This window comes from Enterobacter sp. AG326, assembly GCF_004362415.1.
GTDB lineage: Bacteria > Pseudomonadota > Gammaproteobacteria > Enterobacterales > Enterobacteriaceae > Enterobacter > Enterobacter asburiae.
The window spans coordinates 618516-635106 of record NZ_SNXG01000001.1 but is presented as its reverse complement, the minus strand read 5'-3'; the positions used below and the strand labels follow the sequence as shown (position 1 = coordinate 635106).

The 16591-nt window shown below is 52.0% G+C and carries 18 protein-coding genes; 14 read left to right on the top strand and 4 right to left on the bottom strand.

Going from position 1 to position 16591, the window contains the following annotated elements; translation table 11 throughout:
- The first annotated feature begins 332 nt into the window (after positions 1-332).
- The 7 genes from DFO52_RS03015 to DFO52_RS02985 all read left to right on the top strand — a co-directional run bounded on the left by DFO52_RS03015 (position 333) and on the right by DFO52_RS02985 (position 8220).
- The gene (locus DFO52_RS03015; protein WP_023312098.1) at positions 333-980 is read left to right on the top strand and encodes a YchE family NAAT transporter; all 648 of its coding nucleotides are present in this window, start codon (positions 333-335) and stop codon (positions 978-980) included.
- Between the two features lie 770 nt (positions 981-1750).
- Complete coding sequence (gene oppA, locus DFO52_RS03010; protein WP_038417461.1) at positions 1751-3382, top strand: oligopeptide ABC transporter substrate-binding protein OppA; 1632 nt, start codon at positions 1751-1753, stop codon at positions 3380-3382.
- An 84-nt stretch (positions 3383-3466) separates the two neighbouring features.
- Positions 3467-4387, top strand: a complete 921-nt coding sequence (gene oppB / locus DFO52_RS03005) for an oligopeptide ABC transporter permease OppB (RefSeq protein ID WP_008502786.1) — start codon at positions 3467-3469, stop codon at positions 4385-4387.
- A 14-nt stretch (positions 4388-4401) separates the two neighbouring features.
- Complete coding sequence (oppC, locus tag DFO52_RS03000; RefSeq protein WP_023312096.1) at positions 4402-5310, top strand: oligopeptide ABC transporter permease OppC; 909 nt, start codon at positions 4402-4404, stop codon at positions 5308-5310.
- Between the two features lie 11 nt (positions 5311-5321).
- Complete coding sequence (locus DFO52_RS02995; RefSeq protein WP_133549270.1) at positions 5322-6335, top strand: ABC transporter ATP-binding protein; 1014 nt, start codon at positions 5322-5324, stop codon at positions 6333-6335.
- A complete protein-coding gene (gene oppF / locus DFO52_RS02990; protein ID WP_023312094.1) occupies positions 6332-7336 on the top strand; it encodes a murein tripeptide/oligopeptide ABC transporter ATP-binding protein OppF in 1005 nt (334 codons plus the stop codon). The genes DFO52_RS02995 and oppF overlap by 4 nt, the downstream gene beginning before the upstream one ends.
- Before the next feature lie 14 nt (positions 7337-7350).
- Positions 7351-8220 carry an ion transporter gene (locus DFO52_RS02985; RefSeq protein WP_208110464.1) on the top strand — a complete coding sequence of 290 codons (870 nt, stop codon included), beginning with the start codon at positions 7351-7353 and terminating at the stop codon, positions 8218-8220.
- A 31-nt stretch (positions 8221-8251) separates the two neighbouring features.
- Here DFO52_RS02985 and DFO52_RS02980 read toward each other — a convergent pair whose 3' ends face one another.
- Positions 8252-8581: an HI1450 family dsDNA-mimic protein gene (locus DFO52_RS02980; protein ID WP_006810881.1), complete on the bottom strand. Its 330-nt coding sequence runs from the start codon at positions 8579-8581 to the stop codon at positions 8252-8254.
- 33 nt (positions 8582-8614) lie between these two features.
- Positions 8615-10075 (bottom strand): cardiolipin synthase, encoded by a 1461-nt coding sequence (gene cls, locus DFO52_RS02975; protein WP_133549266.1) that lies wholly within the window; start codon positions 10073-10075, stop codon positions 8615-8617.
- 144 nt (positions 10076-10219) lie between these two features.
- Between cls and DFO52_RS02970 the strand changes: the two genes are divergently transcribed.
- A complete protein-coding gene (locus tag DFO52_RS02970) occupies positions 10220-10393 on the top strand; it encodes a YciY family protein (RefSeq protein ID WP_086379783.1) in 174 nt (57 codons plus the stop codon).
- A gap of 109 nt (positions 10394-10502) precedes the next feature.
- Positions 10503-11138: a leucine efflux protein LeuE gene (gene leuE, locus DFO52_RS02965; protein WP_023312092.1), complete on the top strand. Its 636-nt coding sequence runs from the start codon at positions 10503-10505 to the stop codon at positions 11136-11138.
- 110 nt (positions 11139-11248) lie between these two features.
- On the opposite strand, the gene DFO52_RS02960 is transcribed toward leuE, so the two are convergent.
- Positions 11249-12259, bottom strand: a complete 1011-nt coding sequence (locus DFO52_RS02960) for a tyrosine-type recombinase/integrase (protein ID WP_133549264.1) — start codon at positions 12257-12259, stop codon at positions 11249-11251.
- Positions 12260-12355: 96 nt separating this feature from the next.
- Positions 12356-12652 (bottom strand): helix-turn-helix transcriptional regulator, encoded by a 297-nt coding sequence (locus DFO52_RS02955; RefSeq protein ID WP_032658822.1) that lies wholly within the window; start codon positions 12650-12652, stop codon positions 12356-12358.
- A gap of 135 nt (positions 12653-12787) precedes the next feature.
- On the opposite strand from DFO52_RS02955, the gene DFO52_RS02950 reads away from it, so the two are divergent.
- From DFO52_RS02950 to DFO52_RS02930, 5 genes are all read left to right on the top strand, one after another.
- Positions 12788-13063 carry a regulatory phage cox family protein gene (locus DFO52_RS02950; protein WP_047723235.1) on the top strand — a complete coding sequence of 92 codons (276 nt, stop codon included), beginning with the start codon at positions 12788-12790 and terminating at the stop codon, positions 13061-13063.
- A gap of 166 nt (positions 13064-13229) precedes the next feature.
- Positions 13230-13730: a replication protein B gene (locus tag DFO52_RS02945; RefSeq protein WP_133549262.1), complete on the top strand. Its 501-nt coding sequence runs from the start codon at positions 13230-13232 to the stop codon at positions 13728-13730.
- A 66-nt stretch (positions 13731-13796) separates the two neighbouring features.
- Positions 13797-14006, top strand: coding sequence for a DUF2732 family protein (locus DFO52_RS02940; protein ID WP_133549260.1), 210 nt, complete (start codon positions 13797-13799; stop codon positions 14004-14006).
- Between the two features lie 31 nt (positions 14007-14037).
- Positions 14038-14301 carry a DUF5405 family protein gene (locus DFO52_RS02935; RefSeq protein WP_133549258.1) on the top strand — a complete coding sequence of 88 codons (264 nt, stop codon included), beginning with the start codon at positions 14038-14040 and terminating at the stop codon, positions 14299-14301.
- Position 14302: 1 nt separating this feature from the next.
- Entirely contained in the window at positions 14303-16591 is a 2289-nt protein-coding gene (locus tag DFO52_RS02930; RefSeq protein WP_133549256.1) for a replication endonuclease, read from the top strand.

The window sequence follows — 16591 nt, the reverse complement described above, 5'->3', positions numbered from 1 at the left end:
CTTACCTTAGCATCATCCCTTTTTGTCAGGCGATCTCCCTGGGGGCGTAACCAAGATTACTCACTTCTGAGTACGGAAATCATGATCTGCGTCAATTTTCCCCCAAGCTGATACCTTTCAGCAGGGTTATTTCGTTGAGGTTTTTCAAGTGTTAAATAATTACGTAAGTAATGGAAGCGGCGCCGTCATTGATTATACATATATTTAACATCCTGAAATGATAACGTTTTGCCGCAGATTTCGAGTGAAGTATGCTAATAAAAAGGGTATCTTCAGCGCGATTTCTCATGACAAAGTGTCAGTCCCGGGCATGTGTATAAGCGGAGCAAAACGTGATCCAAACGCTCTTTGATTTTCCAACGTATTTTAAATTTTTTATTGGTTTGTTTGCCCTGGTCAACCCGGTGGGGATCATTCCTGTCTTCATTAGTATGACGAGTTATCAGACGGCGGCGGCCAGGAATAAGACCAACCTCACCGCTAACCTGTCAGTAGCTATCATATTGCTCACCTCCCTTTTCCTGGGTGACGCCATTCTCCAGCTCTTCGGGATTTCGATTGACTCTTTCCGCATTGCGGGTGGGATCCTGGTCGTGACCATCGCCATGTCAATGATCAGCGGTAAGCTGGGCGAGGATAAACAAAACAAGCAGGAGAAGTCAGAAACCGCCATCCGCGAAAGTATTGGCGTGGTGCCGCTGGCCTTGCCGCTCATGGCTGGCCCTGGCGCCATCAGTTCAACCATTGTCTGGGGCACGCGTTACCATAGCCTGATGCACCTGATTGGCTTTTCCGTTGCCATTGCACTTTTCGCGCTCTGCTGTTGGGGAGTATTCCGCATGGCACCCTGGCTGGTGCGACTGTTGGGGCAGACGGGCATTAACGTCATAACGCGTATTATGGGCTTGCTCTTGATGGCGTTAGGGATTGAATTCATCGTTACAGGAATTAAAAGCATTTTCCCCGGTTTGCTGCACTGATATTTCGTATGAAAGAACGGAGCCACGGCTCCGTTTTTTTACGTCATTATCAGTAAATCCTATAACTAAAGTTGAAATGCTCACATATCATAATAAATTCTACTAATAATGTTCATTGCTTGTATTTCAACAAGTTATTAATTCCCGCCAAACACGCCTGCGCAGAAAACCTTCGATCGATCTGTTATTTTACTCACATGATACTCTGGGGCTTGCTGAGAGATAACCGAAATGATATTAGTAAATTCAACATTCCCCTAGATGAATGTGCTAAATAATAACCAGTTGTTAAATTTTTGTACAAAATCACTCGATGATAGCGCAGCGACGCGCTTGTAGAGAAAATTTTCTCTATCTTATTGAATGTCATGATTTTTAAGTGGTGTTCGATGTCCGGCAGGGCTGCCCTCAACGATGCGGTACTCACCGTAAAAGAGAATTGCTTAACAAATTTGCAAAATGTATTGGCGCGCGTTTACGCCATTTGATACTTTCCGGCCTAATATTTTGCAGCATAAAACAAGCAGATGAGAATTATTTTCATATGGTTCTCTTCTCAGATATCCAGCGCAGGCCTCAAACAGGGGAGGCCTGTAAAGAATCGACGCAAGACGGCCATACGAGCGGTCAGTAATAAAAAAGTCGGTGATAGCAAGCAGTAAAAGAAGAACCTGACAGCAGCAAAAAAAACTCCTGCGCTGTACAGGCCCCAACAGGGGATTACACAGCTGGCGAAGGCCAGTCATTATAATGAGTGGAGTACCAACACAATGTCCATCATCACAAAAAAAAATCTGGTAGCGGCGGGGATTTTAACTGCGCTAATCGCGGGCAACGCTGCAATGGCTGCGGACGTTCCTGCAGGTGTTCAACTGGCGGAGAAACAGACGCTGGTGCGTAACAACGGTGCGGAAGTTCAGTCTCTTGACCCGCACAAAATTGAAGGTGTTCCTGAGTCTAACGTTAACCGCGACCTGTTCGAAGGCCTGCTGGTGACAGACGTAGACGGCCACCCGGCACCGGGTGTAGCAGAAAAATGGGAAAACAAAGATTTCAAAGTCTGGACATTCCATCTGCGTAAAGATGCGAAATGGTCCGACGGTACACCGGTTACGGCCGAAGATTTCGTTTATAGCTGGCAGCGTCTGGCGAATCCAACCACCGCCTCTCCGTATGCGAGCTACCTGCAATATGGCCACATTGCAAATATTGATGACATCATCGCGGGCAAAAAACCTGTTACCGACCTGGGCGTAAAAGCGATCGATGCCAATACCTTTGAAGTGACGTTGAGCGAACCTGTTCCGTACTTCTATAAGCTGCTGGTTCACCCGTCCGTTTCTCCGGTGCCAAAATCCGCCGTGGAAAAATTTGGTGAGAAATGGACGCAGCCTGCCAATATCGTCACCAACGGTGCCTATAAGCTGAAAGACTGGGTGGTCAACGAACGTATGGTGCTTGACCGTAACCCGCAGTATTGGGATAACGCGAAAACCGTCATTGACCAGGTGACCTACCTGCCAATCTCTTCCGAAGTGACTGACGTTAACCGCTACCGCAGCGGTGAAATCGACATGACCTATAACAACATGCCGATTGAACTGTTCCAGAAACTGAAAAAAGAGATCCCTAAAGAAGTTCACGTCGATCCGTACCTGTGCACCTATTACTATGAAATCAACAACCAGAAAGCACCGTTTACCGACGTACGTGTTCGTACCGCGCTGAAGCTGGCTCTGGATCGCGATATCATCGTGAACAAAGTGAAAAACCAGGGCGATCTGCCTGCGTACAGCTACACCCCTCCATACACCGATGGTGCAAAACTGACCGAGCCAGAGTGGTTCAAACAGACTCAGGAACAGCGTAACGCGGAAGCGAAGAAACTGCTGGCCGAAGCGGGCTACACCGCAGATAAGCCGCTGACCTTCAGCCTGCTGTACAACACTTCCGATCTGCACAAAAAACTGGCTATCGCCGTTGCCTCAATCTGGAAAAAGAACCTGGGCGCGAACGTGAAGCTGGAGAACCAGGAGTGGAAAACCTTCCTCGACAGCCGTCATCAGGGCACCTTTGATGTGGCTCGTGCTGGCTGGTGTGCGGACTATAACGAACCGACCTCCTTCCTGAACACCATGCTGAGCGACAGCTCGAACAACACCGCTCACTATAAGAGCCCGGCGTTCGACAAGCTGATTGGCGACACGCTGAAAACCACTGACGAAGCACAGCGTAAAGAACTGTACTCTCAGGCCGAGCAGCAGCTGGATAAAGATTCCGCGATCGTTCCGGTTTACTACTACGTTAACGCCCGTCTGGTGAAGCCGTGGGTAGGTGGGTATACCGGTAAAGACCCGATGGATAATATCTACGTTAAAAACTTGTATATTATCAAGCATTAATGGCAATGAGTGGGGCGGGCGTGCTCGCCCCACGGTGTCTAACCAACGTCACATAATATAGGCACACGCCAGAAGGTACGGGCAATGTTGAAATTTATCCTACGTCGCTGTCTTGAAGCGATTCCAACGCTATTTATTCTCATCACGATTTCCTTCTTCATGATGCGCCTTGCGCCGGGAAGTCCATTTACCGGTGAGCGTACGCTGCCGCCTGAAGTCATGGCGAATATCGAAGCGAAATACCACTTGAACGATCCTATCTCCACCCAGTACTTCAATTACCTGAAGCAGCTGGCCCACGGCGATTTTGGACCGTCATTTAAATATAAAGACTATTCCGTTAACGACCTGGTCGCGTCCAGCTTCCCGGTTTCGGCTAAGTTGGGTGCTGCGGCATTCATTCTGGCCATCGTTTTCGGGGTCACCGCAGGCGTTATCGCCGCGCTCAGACAAAATACCAAATGGGATTATGCCGTAATGGGGGTGGCAATGACCGGGGTAGTGATACCCAGCTTCGTTGTCGCGCCATTACTGGTGATGATATTTGCCATCACGCTGAAGTGGCTGCCTGGCGGCGGCTGGAACGGCGGGGCATTGAAGTTCATGATTTTGCCGATGGTGGCATTATCTCTGGCGTACATCGCCAGCATCGCGCGTATCACCCGTGGTTCAATGATCGAAGTGCTGCACTCGAACTTCATTCGTACCGCGCGCGCTAAAGGGCTGCCGATGCGTCGGATTATCTTCCGCCACGCGCTCAAACCGGCGCTGTTGCCCGTGCTCTCCTACATGGGACCGGCATTCGTCGGGATCATCACCGGCTCTATGGTTATCGAAACAATCTACGGCCTGCCTGGGATTGGTCAGCTGTTCGTTAACGGTGCGCTCAACCGCGACTATTCGCTGGTACTGAGCCTGACGATTCTCGTCGGTGCGCTGACCATTCTCTTTAACGCTATCGTCGATGTGCTGTATGCCGTCATCGACCCGAAAATTCGTTACTAACGCTGGAGCACGCCATGATGTTGAGTAAGAAAAACAGCGAGGCGCTGGAAAACTTCAGTGAAAAACTGGAAGTAGAAGGTCGTAGCCTCTGGCAGGACGCGCGCCGTCGCTTTATGCACAACCGTGCAGCGGTTGCCAGTCTGGTTGTTCTGGTGATTATCGCGCTGTTTGTGACCCTGGCGCCGATGCTGTCGCAATTTACCTATTTCGACACCGACTGGGGCATGATGTCCAGCGCGCCAGATATGGAATCAGGCCACTATTTCGGCACGGACTCCTCGGGACGCGACCTGCTGGTGCGTGTCGCTATTGGTGGTCGTATCTCGCTGATGGTCGGCATTGCTGCCGCGCTGGTGGCGGTGATCGTGGGTACGCTCTACGGCTCACTTTCCGGCTATCTCGGCGGCAAAATAGACTCGGTAATGATGCGTCTGCTGGAAATCCTGAACTCCTTCCCGTTTATGTTCTTCGTCATCCTGCTGGTGACCTTCTTTGGTCAGAACATCCTGCTGATCTTCGTGGCCATCGGGATGGTGTCCTGGCTGGATATGGCGCGTATCGTTCGCGGCCAGACGCTGAGCCTCAAACGCAAAGAGTTTATCGAAGCCGCACAGGTAGGCGGTGTATCTACCGGGAATATCGTGGTTCGCCATATCGTTCCTAACGTGCTGGGCGTGGTGGTGGTCTATGCCTCACTGCTGGTGCCAAGCATGATCCTGTTTGAATCTTTCCTGAGCTTCCTGGGCCTCGGTACACAAGAGCCGCTGAGCAGCTGGGGCGCGCTGCTGAGCGATGGCGCAAACTCGATGGAAGTTTCACCGTGGCTGCTGCTTTATCCGGCGGGTTTCCTGGTCGTCACCCTGTTTTGTTTTAACTTTATCGGCGATGGCCTGCGTGATGCCCTCGACCCGAAAGACCGTTAAGGAGCGCCGTCATGACAATTATTGAAACGGCCACTGCGCCACAGGTGCAACAGCAGAACAGTCTTCTGCTGGATGTGAAAGACCTCCGCGTGACCTTTAAAACGCCGGACGGGGATGTTACAGCCGTCAACGATCTCAACTTCAACCTGCGCGCGGGTGAAACGCTGGGTATCGTAGGGGAATCCGGTTCCGGAAAATCCCAGACTGCCTTTGCGCTGATGGGCCTGCTGGCCTCTAACGGCGTGATTGGCGGCTCCGCTAAATTCAACGGTCGCGAAATCCTCAATCTGCCGGAACACGAGCTGAACAAGCTGCGTGCTGAGCAGATCTCGATGATTTTCCAGGATCCCATGACCTCGCTGAATCCGTATATGCGCGTAGGCGAGCAGCTGATGGAAGTCCTGATGCTGCACAAAGGCCTGGGCAAAGCGGAGGCCTTTGAAGAGTCGGTCAAAATGCTGGATGCGGTGAAAATGCCGGAAGCGCGTAAGCGTATGCGCATGTTCCCGCACGAGTTTTCTGGCGGTATGCGTCAGCGCGTGATGATTGCGATGGCGCTGCTGTGCCGGCCAAAGCTGCTGATTGCCGATGAACCTACCACCGCGCTGGACGTTACCGTTCAGGCGCAGATCATGACCCTGTTGAACGAGCTAAAGCGCGAATTCAACACGGCGATTATCATGATCACCCATGACCTCGGCGTGGTGGCGGGCATCTGCGACAAAGTGCTGGTGATGTACGCCGGTCGTACCATGGAATACGGTAAAGCGCGCGATGTCTTCTATCAGCCTGCGCATCCGTACTCGATTGGTCTGCTGAATGCGGTGCCGCGTTTGGATGCGGAAGGGGAATCCCTCCTCACTATTCCGGGCAACCCGCCAAACCTGCTGCGTCTGCCGAAAGGCTGTCCGTTCCAGCCGCGCTGCCCGCACGCGATGGAAATCTGCAACAGCGCTCCGCCGCTGGAGGAGTTTGCACCAGGCCGTCTGCGCGCCTGCTTTAAGCCGCAGGAGGAGCTGGTATGAACGCATTAGATGAAAAACGCAACGTGCTGCTCGAAATCGCCGATCTTAAAGTGCATTTCGACATTAAAGACGGCAAACAGTGGTTCTGGCAGCCGCCGAAGACCCTGAAAGCGGTGGACGGCGTCACGCTGCGCCTGTACGAAGGGGAAACCCTGGGCGTGGTGGGAGAGTCCGGCTGCGGTAAATCGACCTTTGCGCGAGCCATTATCGGTCTGGTCAAAGCCACCGACGGTAAAGTGGCCTGGCTGGGTAAAGATCTGCTGGGCATGAAGCCTGACGAGTGGCGCGAGGTGCGCAGCGATATCCAGATGATTTTCCAGGATCCGCTGGCATCACTTAACCCGCGTATGACCATCGGCGAGATTATTGCCGAGCCGCTGCGCACCTATCATCCGAAGATGTCTCGTCAGGAAGTGCGCGATCGCGTAAAGGCGATGATGATGAAAGTCGGCCTGTTGCCAAACCTCATCAACCGCTATCCGCATGAGTTCTCTGGCGGTCAGTGCCAGCGTATTGGTATTGCCCGTGCGCTGATCCTCGAACCGAAGCTGATTATCTGCGATGAGCCGGTTTCCGCGCTGGACGTGTCCATTCAGGCGCAGGTGGTTAACCTGCTGCAGAAGCTGCAGCGCGAAATGGGACTGTCGCTGATCTTCATCGCGCATGACCTGGCCGTGGTAAAACACATTTCTGACCGCGTGCTGGTCATGTATCTGGGGCATGCCGTGGAGCTGGGCACCTATGACGAGGTGTACCATAATCCACTGCACCCCTACACCAGAGCGCTGATGTCCGCGGTGCCGATCCCCGATCCGGATCTGGAAAAGAATAAAACCATCCAGCTTCTGGAAGGGGAATTACCCTCACCGATTAACCCGCCGTCGGGCTGCGTCTTCCGCACGCGCTGCCCGATGGCCGGGCCGGAATGTGCTAAAACGCGACCGGTTCTCGAAGGCAGTTTCCGACATGCGGTTTCCTGCCTGAAAGTAGACCCGTTATAATCGCAAGGGCTGACATGATGTCAGCCCTTATTTTTTGCGAGGTAACCGTGTCGCGTTTATTCACGTCAGCCCGTCGGCGGCTATATCATTTTTTATTCGATCCTGAAACGGTATCCGGACGACGCTTCGAAGGTCTTTGCGGTTTATTTGCGCTCCTCAGCGTGGTTGTCATCTTTATTGAATCGGGTGCCGGGACGCAATACCACCTGACGTTTGACGAATGGCATATCTTTGTCTGGCTTGAGCTGGCGATTACCCTGGTTTTTACCGCTGAATATCTCCTCCGGGTGATAGCCTGGCCCAACCCGGCGAGATATGTTTTCAGCTTCTGGGGATTTATCGATTTAGCCACCATCCTGCCGCTCTATGTGATGTGGCTTTGGCCGGAGATTAGCCTCAGCTATGTCTTTGCCTGGCGAGCGATGCGCGTGATTCGGGTATTACGTATTCTGAAATTACTGCGTTTTATGCCGTCATTACGCGTGTTCTGGAGTGCGATCGTAAGCGCGCGGCATCAGCTTATTCTGTTCTACTCGTTTATTGCCATCGTCATGATTGTTTTTGGCGCGCTGATGTATTTAATAGAAGGGCCGAAGTATGGCTTTACGACGCTCAATGCGTCCGTCTACTGGGCCATTGTGACCGTCACGACCGTGGGCTACGGTGATATTACGCCCCATACGCCACTGGGGCGCATCGTGGCGTCCGTGCTGATTTTGATTGGCTATTCGGTGATTGCGATCCCGACGGGACTTATTACCACACACATGAGCAGCGCGTTTCAGAGCCGTAAGCAGCAGTGCAAATGTCCTCATTGCCAGCAGGGCGAACATGAACACGACGCGCGGTTTTGTCACCGCTGCGGCAGTGAATTGCCGGAGTAAATAAAAAAGGCTGCAATCGCAGCCTTTTTTATTATTCGCGCCAGAGAATATGGCACAGCTTGTGGTCTTTCTCCCGACAGAGCAGGACGCGGGCGAAAATATCGTTAATTTCGCCGCCGTCTTCATCGGCCAGCCCAATCACCACTTCGGCAAAGAAGTCAGGATTCAGGTCGAAATCCACATGCTCAGCCCAGTCTTCTGAAGGGTCGAACAATTCAGCGCCGCCGCGCTCTTCGAACTGCAGATTAAAGAGGATCACGTCTGCGGGATCGAGGTTATCAACCGCCAGTTCGAGAAAAATGTCATAGGCCTGCTCGAGCGTTTCGTCTTCGGTCAGGCGATTGTTCAGATCCATTTCCATGATGACTACCTGTTTAACATCGTTGGGCACGTTTTACAGCAACGGACTAAAGAAGTAAAACAGTCGTTCGGCAATTCTCTGCCACATCGGACGTTTTACCCACAGTCTGGCATCCAGCAGCCGCGAGCGGGAGATATAATCATCCTGCACCGCAGCGAGGTCGCCGCCAAAGCCGGCATCATCAATGACCAGCGTGATTTCAAAGTTTAGCCACAGGCTGCGCATATCCAGGTTGACCGTCCCCACCAGGCTCAGCTCACCGTCGACAAGAACGCTCTTGGTGTGGAGCAATCCGCCTTCAAACTGGTAAATTTTCACCCCTGCGGCCAGCAGTTCGCTGAAGAATGCCCGGCTGGCCCAGCCCACCAGTAGGGAGTCATTTTTGCGTGGCAAAATGATGCTCACATCGACACCGCGCTGCGCGGCGGTACAGATCGCGTGCAGGAGGTCGTCGCTGGGGACAAAGTAGGGCGTCGTCATGATCAGATATTCACGCGCCGAGTAGGTTGCCGTCAGCAGCGCCTGATGGATTAAGTCTTCCGGGAAGCCCGGTCCGGAAGCAATGGTATGAATGGTATGACCGCTCGCCTCTTCAAACGGCATAATATTGCCGTCCGGCGGTGGCGGCAGGATACGCTTGCCGGTTTCAATCTCCCAGTCGCAGGAATACACGATGCCCATCGAGGTGGCAATCGGCCCCTCCATTCGCGCCATCAAATCAACCCATTGACCTACGCCCGAGTCCTGTTTGAAGAAGCGCGGGTCAACCATATTCATGCTGCCGGTGTAGGCAATATAGTTATCGATCATGATCATTTTGCGATGCTGGCGGAGATCCATCCGGCGCAGAAACACGCGCAGGAGATTCACCTTCAGCGCTTCAACCACTTCGATACCGGCATTACGCATCATGCCCGCCCAGGGGCTACGGAAAAATGCCACGCTACCCGCGGAGTCAAGCATCAGGCGGCAATGAATGCCGCGACGTGCGGCAGCCATCAGCGATTCAGCGACCTGGTCAGCCATCCCGCCGGGCTGCCAGATATAAAAAACCATCTCGATATTATGACGCGCCAGCTGAATATCGCGGATTAACGCCTGCATGACGTCGTCGGACGAGGTCAGCAGCTGCAGTTGATTGCCCTTAACGCCGCCAATCCCCTGGCGGCGCTCGCACAGCTTAAACAGTGAGGAGGCGACGCTGCTGTTCTCCTCGGCAAAAATATGTTTGCAGGCCTTAAGATCGTTCAGCCACTTCGCGGTGGAGGGCCACATGGCGCGGGCGCGCTCGGCGCGGCGTTTACCCAAATGAAGCTCGCCGAAAGAGAGATAGGCAATAATTCCCACCAGCGGGAGGATATAAATGATCAGAAGCCAGGCCATGGCAGAGGGTACGGCTCTGCGCTTCATCAGGATGCGTAATGTCGCACCCGCGATTAACAGCCAGTATCCCAAAATGACCAGCCAACTCACCACGGTGTAGAAGGTTGTCATAGGTAAAAAAATCCTTTTGAAAGCGTATTGTTATGAGTGTACGCATCAGGATTCATCTGGCAAATAAAAACGCCAGGTAAAAGCGCTGGTTTGCTGCCGGGTTGGGTTTATAATGGCGATTCTGTTAGTTAAAGAGTTGTAGACATGAAGCGCAGTAGAACAGAAGTAGGGCGCTGGCGCATGTTGCGACAGGTGAGTCGTCGCAAGGCTCGTTGGCTGGAAGCACAATCCCGCCGCAATATGCGTATTCACGCCATCAGAAAATGTGGATTGACCAGGCACCGCAATGCGTTGCTGTTCGCAGTCCAGGATATCTGAAACCATGAGGGCACCGTAACGGGTGCCCGCTGATTTTATAGCGTCTGATTTTTTAGGAATAGCGTATTTGCAGCGATATTCCTGTTGTGTTTAGCAAAAGGAGGGAGAAGTGTTTGCGGAGTTTGGCGTACTGAATTTCTGGACGTATGTTGTCGGCGCATTTTTTATCGTGCTGGTGCCAGGGCCGAATACCCTGTTTGTGCTCAAAACCGGGATCGGTCACGGCGTTAAAAAAGGGTATCTTGCCGCCACAGGCGTATTTATCGGCGATGCGGTGCTGATGTTTCTGGCCTGGGCGGGTGTCGCGGCATTAATCCAGACCACGCCGGTACTGTTTAATATCGTGCGCTATCTCGGGGCCTTCTATCTGCTCTGGCTGGGCGGCAAAATGCTCTGGTCAGTGGTGAACCGCCAGAAAAATGCGCATGAGAGCGGGCCTGAACCGGCCAGTATGATCATGAAACGTTCGCTGGTGTTAAGCCTGACCAATCCCAAAGCGATTCTGTTCTACGTATCGTTCTTCGTTCAGTTCATTGACGTGAATGCACAGAGCACCGGCACTTCTTTCCTGATCCTCGCGACGACGCTGGAGTTAATAAGCTTTATGTACATGAGCTTCCTGATCTTCTCCGGCGCGTTTGTCACGCGTTATCTGAAAACGAAAAAGAAACTGGCAAAGCTGGGGAACGGGCTGATAGGGCTGCTGTTTGTCGGGTTTGCGGCGAGGCTAGCGTCGCTACATTGATGGTTTGAAAGGCTCCTGAGGGAGCCTTTTTAATGTCTGGCGTAGCTGGAAAGCCGTGCCAGACAAGGCTTCACGTTTTACTACTAGCAGCCAAAAGCCATAAAAAGCGGCTAGGGTGTGGACACATTGTGGACACTCTTACCACCATTAGCACCCTTTAGCGGGTTAAGCGAAATCGCGTCCTGCAGGTACTGAGGAGCGAAGTGCGCATAGACCATTGTCTGCGCAATTTTCGTATGACCTAAGATCCTCTGCAGTGTGATGATATTGCCCCCGTTAATCATAAAGTGCGTGGCGAAAGAGTGTCGTAGAGCATGTGTTGCTTGCCCCGCCGGTAAGTCGGGCTTAACTTCTTTGAGGATTCGCCTGAATTCAGCATAACTGGCCTCAGGAAACAGAAAGCCTCGTGCTTTGCCGACTACGTAAGCCGCAACGTCATCAGAGATCGGGACCGTGCGCGGTGTGTTGGTTTTCGTCTTAACGAAAGACACCCGGTTATGAATCACATTCTCCGCCTTCAATCGCGCAGCTTCTCCCCATCTTGCCCCGGTACTCAAACACAAAACCGCAATTTTACGATTATCACCTGAGAGCGCAGCAAGTAAGGCGTCAATTTCCTCAAGAGTGAGATAGCCCGTTTCGGCTGTCTGCTCTTTCAGTTTTTTGAATCCCCTGAATGGATGCTCACCGTTATACAGTTCTGACTCAATCAGGGTTGTGAACATCCCACCTAGCGTGATCAGGTCGCGGTTGATGGTAGTTGGCTTAATACCTTCACCCCGGCGTTGAGCACAATATTGCGTTATCAGGCTCTTGGTGATCTGGAAAGCGCACGGATTTCCGGTCATCGTTTCGAAACGCTCAATTTTCCTGAGATACGATTGACCGTGTTCCTCATGTTTACCTTTCAGCTTCCACCATAACTCTTTCAGTTCCGACAATTGGCGTTTGTCCGTTGGTTTTGAAAGCCATTCCTTTGAGTGATGGTTATATTGAGTATGCTTTTCAAAAGCCATCGCCTCGCTTTTCTTGTCGAACTTCCGACGGATGCGTTTTCCGTTACGCCCGGTCGGTCTAATGTCCACTTCATATCGACCATCATCGAGCTTTTTAACAGACATAAAGCCTCCCGATGATGTTACTGCGTACTTCAATTTCCTGATTTAAATAGCAAAAACTCACTGTGCATTTACTGCACAAATAAGCGCCATAAATAGTTAGCCAGTTTTCTGGTCTGAGTGGGATGACGTTGTTGTCTGCTGCCCAAAGTGCGCGAGAGCCGGTGCAATCTGCCCAGCTTCAGGTGATATCGTCTCTGTCATGAACCACATGGTGTATTTTTTGAACTGAGGATGATTCAAAATCTTCATCACCGCCTGTATGCCCATATCTTTTACACCCTTCTCGTAACTCGAAAGAGAGCTGTATGGAACGCCTGTTAAGTCACTGAATTCTTTCCTATTCATACGTTCTGACTCACGCATGATCGCTAGCTTTTCATTTACGGGTATCATCGTAATTAACACTCCACTATTGATAGAAAAACGATAACGGAGTAATCTTCAATTCGTTATCGCAAACCAATGGCTCCAATATGGCAATTAATAGCCATTAGGAGCAATTAAAACACTAACGAGGAATACTCACAAATGAATAGGGTCATTGATAGTGCGAGCGACGCCGTCCCATATCAGGAATTCGCGCGTCTTATTGGCAAAACTCCTGCAGCAGTCAAAGGGATGATTGAGAAGGGTAAGCTGCCTGTGGTTGAGATGACTGATCCTCAGTCAACAAGCGGCCGAGCAGGGGAATACTGGGTTTACCTGCCAGCGTGGAACAAGGGTATGAAGATGGCCTATGACAGCCGCCCGAAGGAAATTAGAGACGGTTGGCTGATGTGGCTCGGATTAGGGGAGCCAGTATGAAGAATGAACCCCGTTGCATTGCTCAACTACTGCGTAGAGAAAGCCCTAGTCAGATTAACTTCACTATCACTCACGGTCGCGGACGCAAGGGCATCATCATCCGAACCCGAAAGCAGGGCGTTATCGAGAAACTTCGCCGCCTGGTCAAAAAGAGAGGAATGTGGTTATGACGGTAATGACACTGGACGTGATCCAGAAACAACCAACAGCGCTTCGCGGTCTGGTCTGCAAGTATCTGGCTCAGCCTCGCTGGCAGGACACTTGCGATTTTTACAATCACATGATGGAGCGGGAGCGTCTTACGGTTTGTTTCCACGCTCAATTAAAACAGCGTCACTCTGTCATGCGCTTAGAGGAAATGACCGAAGCCGATCGTGAGCGTCTTGTTTGCGCGCTTGATGAATTGAGAAATGCATTCGCCCGGCACCGCAAACTTGGCGTGTCGAAGGCAACTTTCATCAGCCGCCTGACCGTTAGCCAAAGGCGATCACTGTTTCTTCATGCGGGACTGACAGAGCAGGAATTTATGATGCCGCACTGGCGTTTGAATGAAGAGGGCTGTTATTGGCGCGACAAACTTTTCCGCGCGCTGCGAGAGCTGTTTAGCCTTTTTGAGTACGCACCAACCATTTTAACCTCGGTAAAACCTGAGCAGTATTTACATTAATTAATCTGGATTCGTTTTATTACGCGCCTTACAGCGTGGGGACTCCTTTTGTCCGGAGATAGGCAAATGCAAAAACAAAATACAGCTCCAGGTGGCATGTTTTCCGCTCTTCTGGAGCAGGCAGTAAACGAAGCACACCGCGACCTAGCGACACGATTCTCATCTCGATTTGACGGGCTTATCGCGCATATCAGCAAGTCTGAGCTCAATCGTACCGAGATTATCGAGTTATTAGGTCAAGAGTCGGCAAATTTGCACAACTCAATCTTCGATTGAGCAGGCTAACCACTTTTAAAAGGAAGCCAGAATGAGCATACGCATCGAGATTAATAACCAATACGTCATCACCAGTGACCGCTATCAATTCATTTTGCAGGAAAAAAAGACCGCTACATCCGGGAAGAATGAAGGTAAGGAATGGCTGGATGTTGTGGGTTACTACCCAACTATCCCTAAGCTTATCTCTGGCTTGGTATTGCATGATCTTTTGACCAGCGATCTTACTGGATTCTCAGCTCTTGAAGCTCGGATTGAACGCTTGGGGAAGCTATGTCTGGACGCTTTTAAATAATATGTCCAACGAACCTCGGGGGCGTGTTGCCCCCTCGCCACCACCACCATTTTTGAAGGGCTCCAGTGATTCATTCGTTGGAGCTTATCCCTGGAATAACGTCAACAAAGAGGCTATTGGCCGCGACAGACCCCTTACACGTGCCGAACTCCGTCAGGTGCAAGGTGTTTTAAACCGTATTGACCGTTTGCCGTTTTTCCTGCAAACGCTGTTTACATCGCGTTATAACTTCCTCCGCCGTAAAAAGAGCCCTTTGGGTGGGCTGTATTTCCTTAAAAACACGTTTGAGCGCAAGCTGCTGCCGCGTCTTGAGCGTGTTAATGAGCTGTGCGGGATGAATGAATCCGCCTCGATTGGGTTTCTGTCCGAGCGCGACCAGTATGCGCGCTTACCAGATATGAATGACAAAGAACTCAGGAAGTTTGCGGCCAGAATTGCCTCTCAGCTCTGGAGCAAATACGAGGAGTTAAGCGACGCATGGGCGGAGGCTCACGGCGGGAAAGAGACACTTTTCACCGATGAAGCTCAGTCGCACCTATACGGGCAAGTGGCCGGTATTGCTCGCGCATTTAACATCACCCCGATGTACTGGAAAAAATACCGTAAGGGTCAGATGACGATCCGCATGGCATTTTCCGCTATTTCACGACTTATTAAAGACGAGTGGTGGGGCAACCGGCTCAAGGCTCAGCGGATGCGCTGGCGCGAGGCGCTGCTTATTGCTGCCGGTGAGGTCAACAAAGCCCGTTCACCCTACGCCAGCAAAATGGCGATCCGCGATGTTCACGCGCGCCGCCTGGCTAATCTCGAATACCTGAAATCCTGCGAGCTCGAAAACAAAGTAACCGGCGAGCGTATCGACCTCATCAGCAAGGTCATGGGGAGTATTTCAAATCCTGAGATACGCCGCATGGAGCTGATGAACACCATCGCCGGGATTGAGCGCTACGCGGCCAGCGCCGGTGACGTGGGGATGTTTATCACTCTGACCACACCCTCGAAATACCATCCGACCCGACAGGTCGGCAAAGGCGAAAGCAAAACGGTGCAGCTCAATCACGGCTGGAACGAAACCGCATTCACACCCAAAGACGGCCAGCGCTATCTCTGCCGAATCTGGAGCCTGATGCGTACCGCGTTCAAAGATAACGATTTAGAGGTGTACGGGATGCGCGTTGTCGAACCGCACCACGACGGTACGCCTCACTGGCACATGATGCTGTTTTGCAAACCCGGTCAGCGTAAAGCCATTAACGAAATCATGCGTCGTTATGCCCTCAAAGAGGACGGACACGAAAAGGGAGCGGCAAAACAGCGCTTTGAGTCTCGTCATCTTAATCAGGGCGGCGCAGCGGGTTATATCGCTAAATACATTGCCAAAAATATTGATGGCTACGCGCTCGATGGCCAACTCGACCACGACACCGGCAAGCCTCTGAAAGATACGGCTGCAGCCGTCACCGCATGGGCGTCTACATGGCGCATCCCGCAGTTTAAACCGATTGGTCTCCCGACGATGGGCGCTTACCGCGAACTGCGCAAGCTGCCGCGCGGGGTGAGTATTGCCAGCGAGTTTGACGACAGGGTTGAAGCCGCGCGAGCTGCTGCAGATGAAGGGGACTTTGAGCGGTACATCATCGCGCAGGGTGGGGCAAACATGCCGCGTGATGCTCAGGCCGTAAGGGTTGCCCGTAAGGTGACGGATGAGGTCAACGACTATGAGGAAGATATCGAGAGGATTGTCGGGATTTATGCCCCTCACCTCGGGGCTCACCGTGTCCATGTAACCCGTACAGCCGAATGGCGAATCGTGCCAAAGGTTTTGGCCGTTGAGCCTTTGACCTTAAAAAGCGGCTCTGCCGCGCCTCGGAGTCCTGTCAATAACTGTGGAAAGCCCACCGGCGGTGGCGATCCAGTTATGACCTATACGCCGTCTGAGCAAGCCGCAGCGGTGTTAAACCTGATTGAACGCGGGGTTACCAGTTGGAATGAGCCGGACGTCGTGAAGGTGCTTAACGGGGCGTTAAAAGCTGGCACACCGCGGAAACATCGGCAGCAAAGAAGCAATGCACCGCTAAAAACCAGCGAGCAAGCGCCATCCGCCAGGATGACAAAGCCTGAAAGGGATCGCGTCGCAAATATTCGTTTCGATTTAGCTCAGGAAGGCATTACCCCGGAACGGTGGGAGCTCGATGCGCTAGCGCGTGGGGCAACGGTGATTTATGGCGATAAAAAATTCAAATACGCGGCTGCTGACGGGTGGCCGGGGTTTTCAATGCAAGAGGAGTGA

What these genes read in the sequence shown, in the direction of transcription:
- oppC (WP_023312096.1), top strand. Translation starts at nt 4,402, where the DNA reads ATGATGTTGAGTAAGAAAAACAGCGAGGCGCTGGAAAACTTCAGTGAA.
- DFO52_RS02985 (WP_208110464.1), top strand. Translation starts at nt 7,351, where the DNA reads ATGATGTCAGCCCTTATTTTTTGCGAGGTAACCGTGTCGCGTTTATTC.
- DFO52_RS02980 (WP_006810881.1), bottom strand. Translation starts at nt 8,581, where the DNA reads ATGGAAATGGATCTGAACAATCGCCTGACCGAAGACGAAACGCTCGAG.
- oppA (WP_038417461.1), top strand. Translation starts at nt 1,751, where the DNA reads ATGTCCATCATCACAAAAAAAAATCTGGTAGCGGCGGGGATTTTAACT.
- DFO52_RS02940 (WP_133549260.1), top strand. Translation starts at nt 13,797, where the DNA reads ATGCAAAAACAAAATACAGCTCCAGGTGGCATGTTTTCCGCTCTTCTG.
- DFO52_RS02955 (WP_032658822.1), bottom strand. Translation starts at nt 12,652, where the DNA reads ATGATACCCGTAAATGAAAAGCTAGCGATCATGCGTGAGTCAGAACGT.
- DFO52_RS02970 (WP_086379783.1), top strand. Translation starts at nt 10,220, where the DNA reads ATGAAGCGCAGTAGAACAGAAGTAGGGCGCTGGCGCATGTTGCGACAG.
- DFO52_RS02960 (WP_133549264.1), bottom strand. Translation starts at nt 12,259, where the DNA reads ATGTCTGTTAAAAAGCTCGATGATGGTCGATATGAAGTGGACATTAGA.
- DFO52_RS02995 (WP_133549270.1), top strand. Translation starts at nt 5,322, where the DNA reads ATGACAATTATTGAAACGGCCACTGCGCCACAGGTGCAACAGCAGAAC.
- DFO52_RS02950 (WP_047723235.1), top strand. Translation starts at nt 12,788, where the DNA reads ATGAATAGGGTCATTGATAGTGCGAGCGACGCCGTCCCATATCAGGAA.
- cls (WP_133549266.1), bottom strand. Translation starts at nt 10,075, where the DNA reads ATGACAACCTTCTACACCGTGGTGAGTTGGCTGGTCATTTTGGGATAC.
- DFO52_RS02930 (WP_133549256.1), top strand. Translation starts at nt 14,303, where the DNA reads ATGTCCAACGAACCTCGGGGGCGTGTTGCCCCCTCGCCACCACCACCA.
- oppB (WP_008502786.1), top strand. Translation starts at nt 3,467, where the DNA reads ATGTTGAAATTTATCCTACGTCGCTGTCTTGAAGCGATTCCAACGCTA.
- DFO52_RS02935 (WP_133549258.1), top strand. Translation starts at nt 14,038, where the DNA reads ATGAGCATACGCATCGAGATTAATAACCAATACGTCATCACCAGTGAC.
- oppF (WP_023312094.1), top strand. Translation starts at nt 6,332, where the DNA reads ATGAACGCATTAGATGAAAAACGCAACGTGCTGCTCGAAATCGCCGAT.
- DFO52_RS02945 (WP_133549262.1), top strand. Translation starts at nt 13,230, where the DNA reads ATGACGGTAATGACACTGGACGTGATCCAGAAACAACCAACAGCGCTT.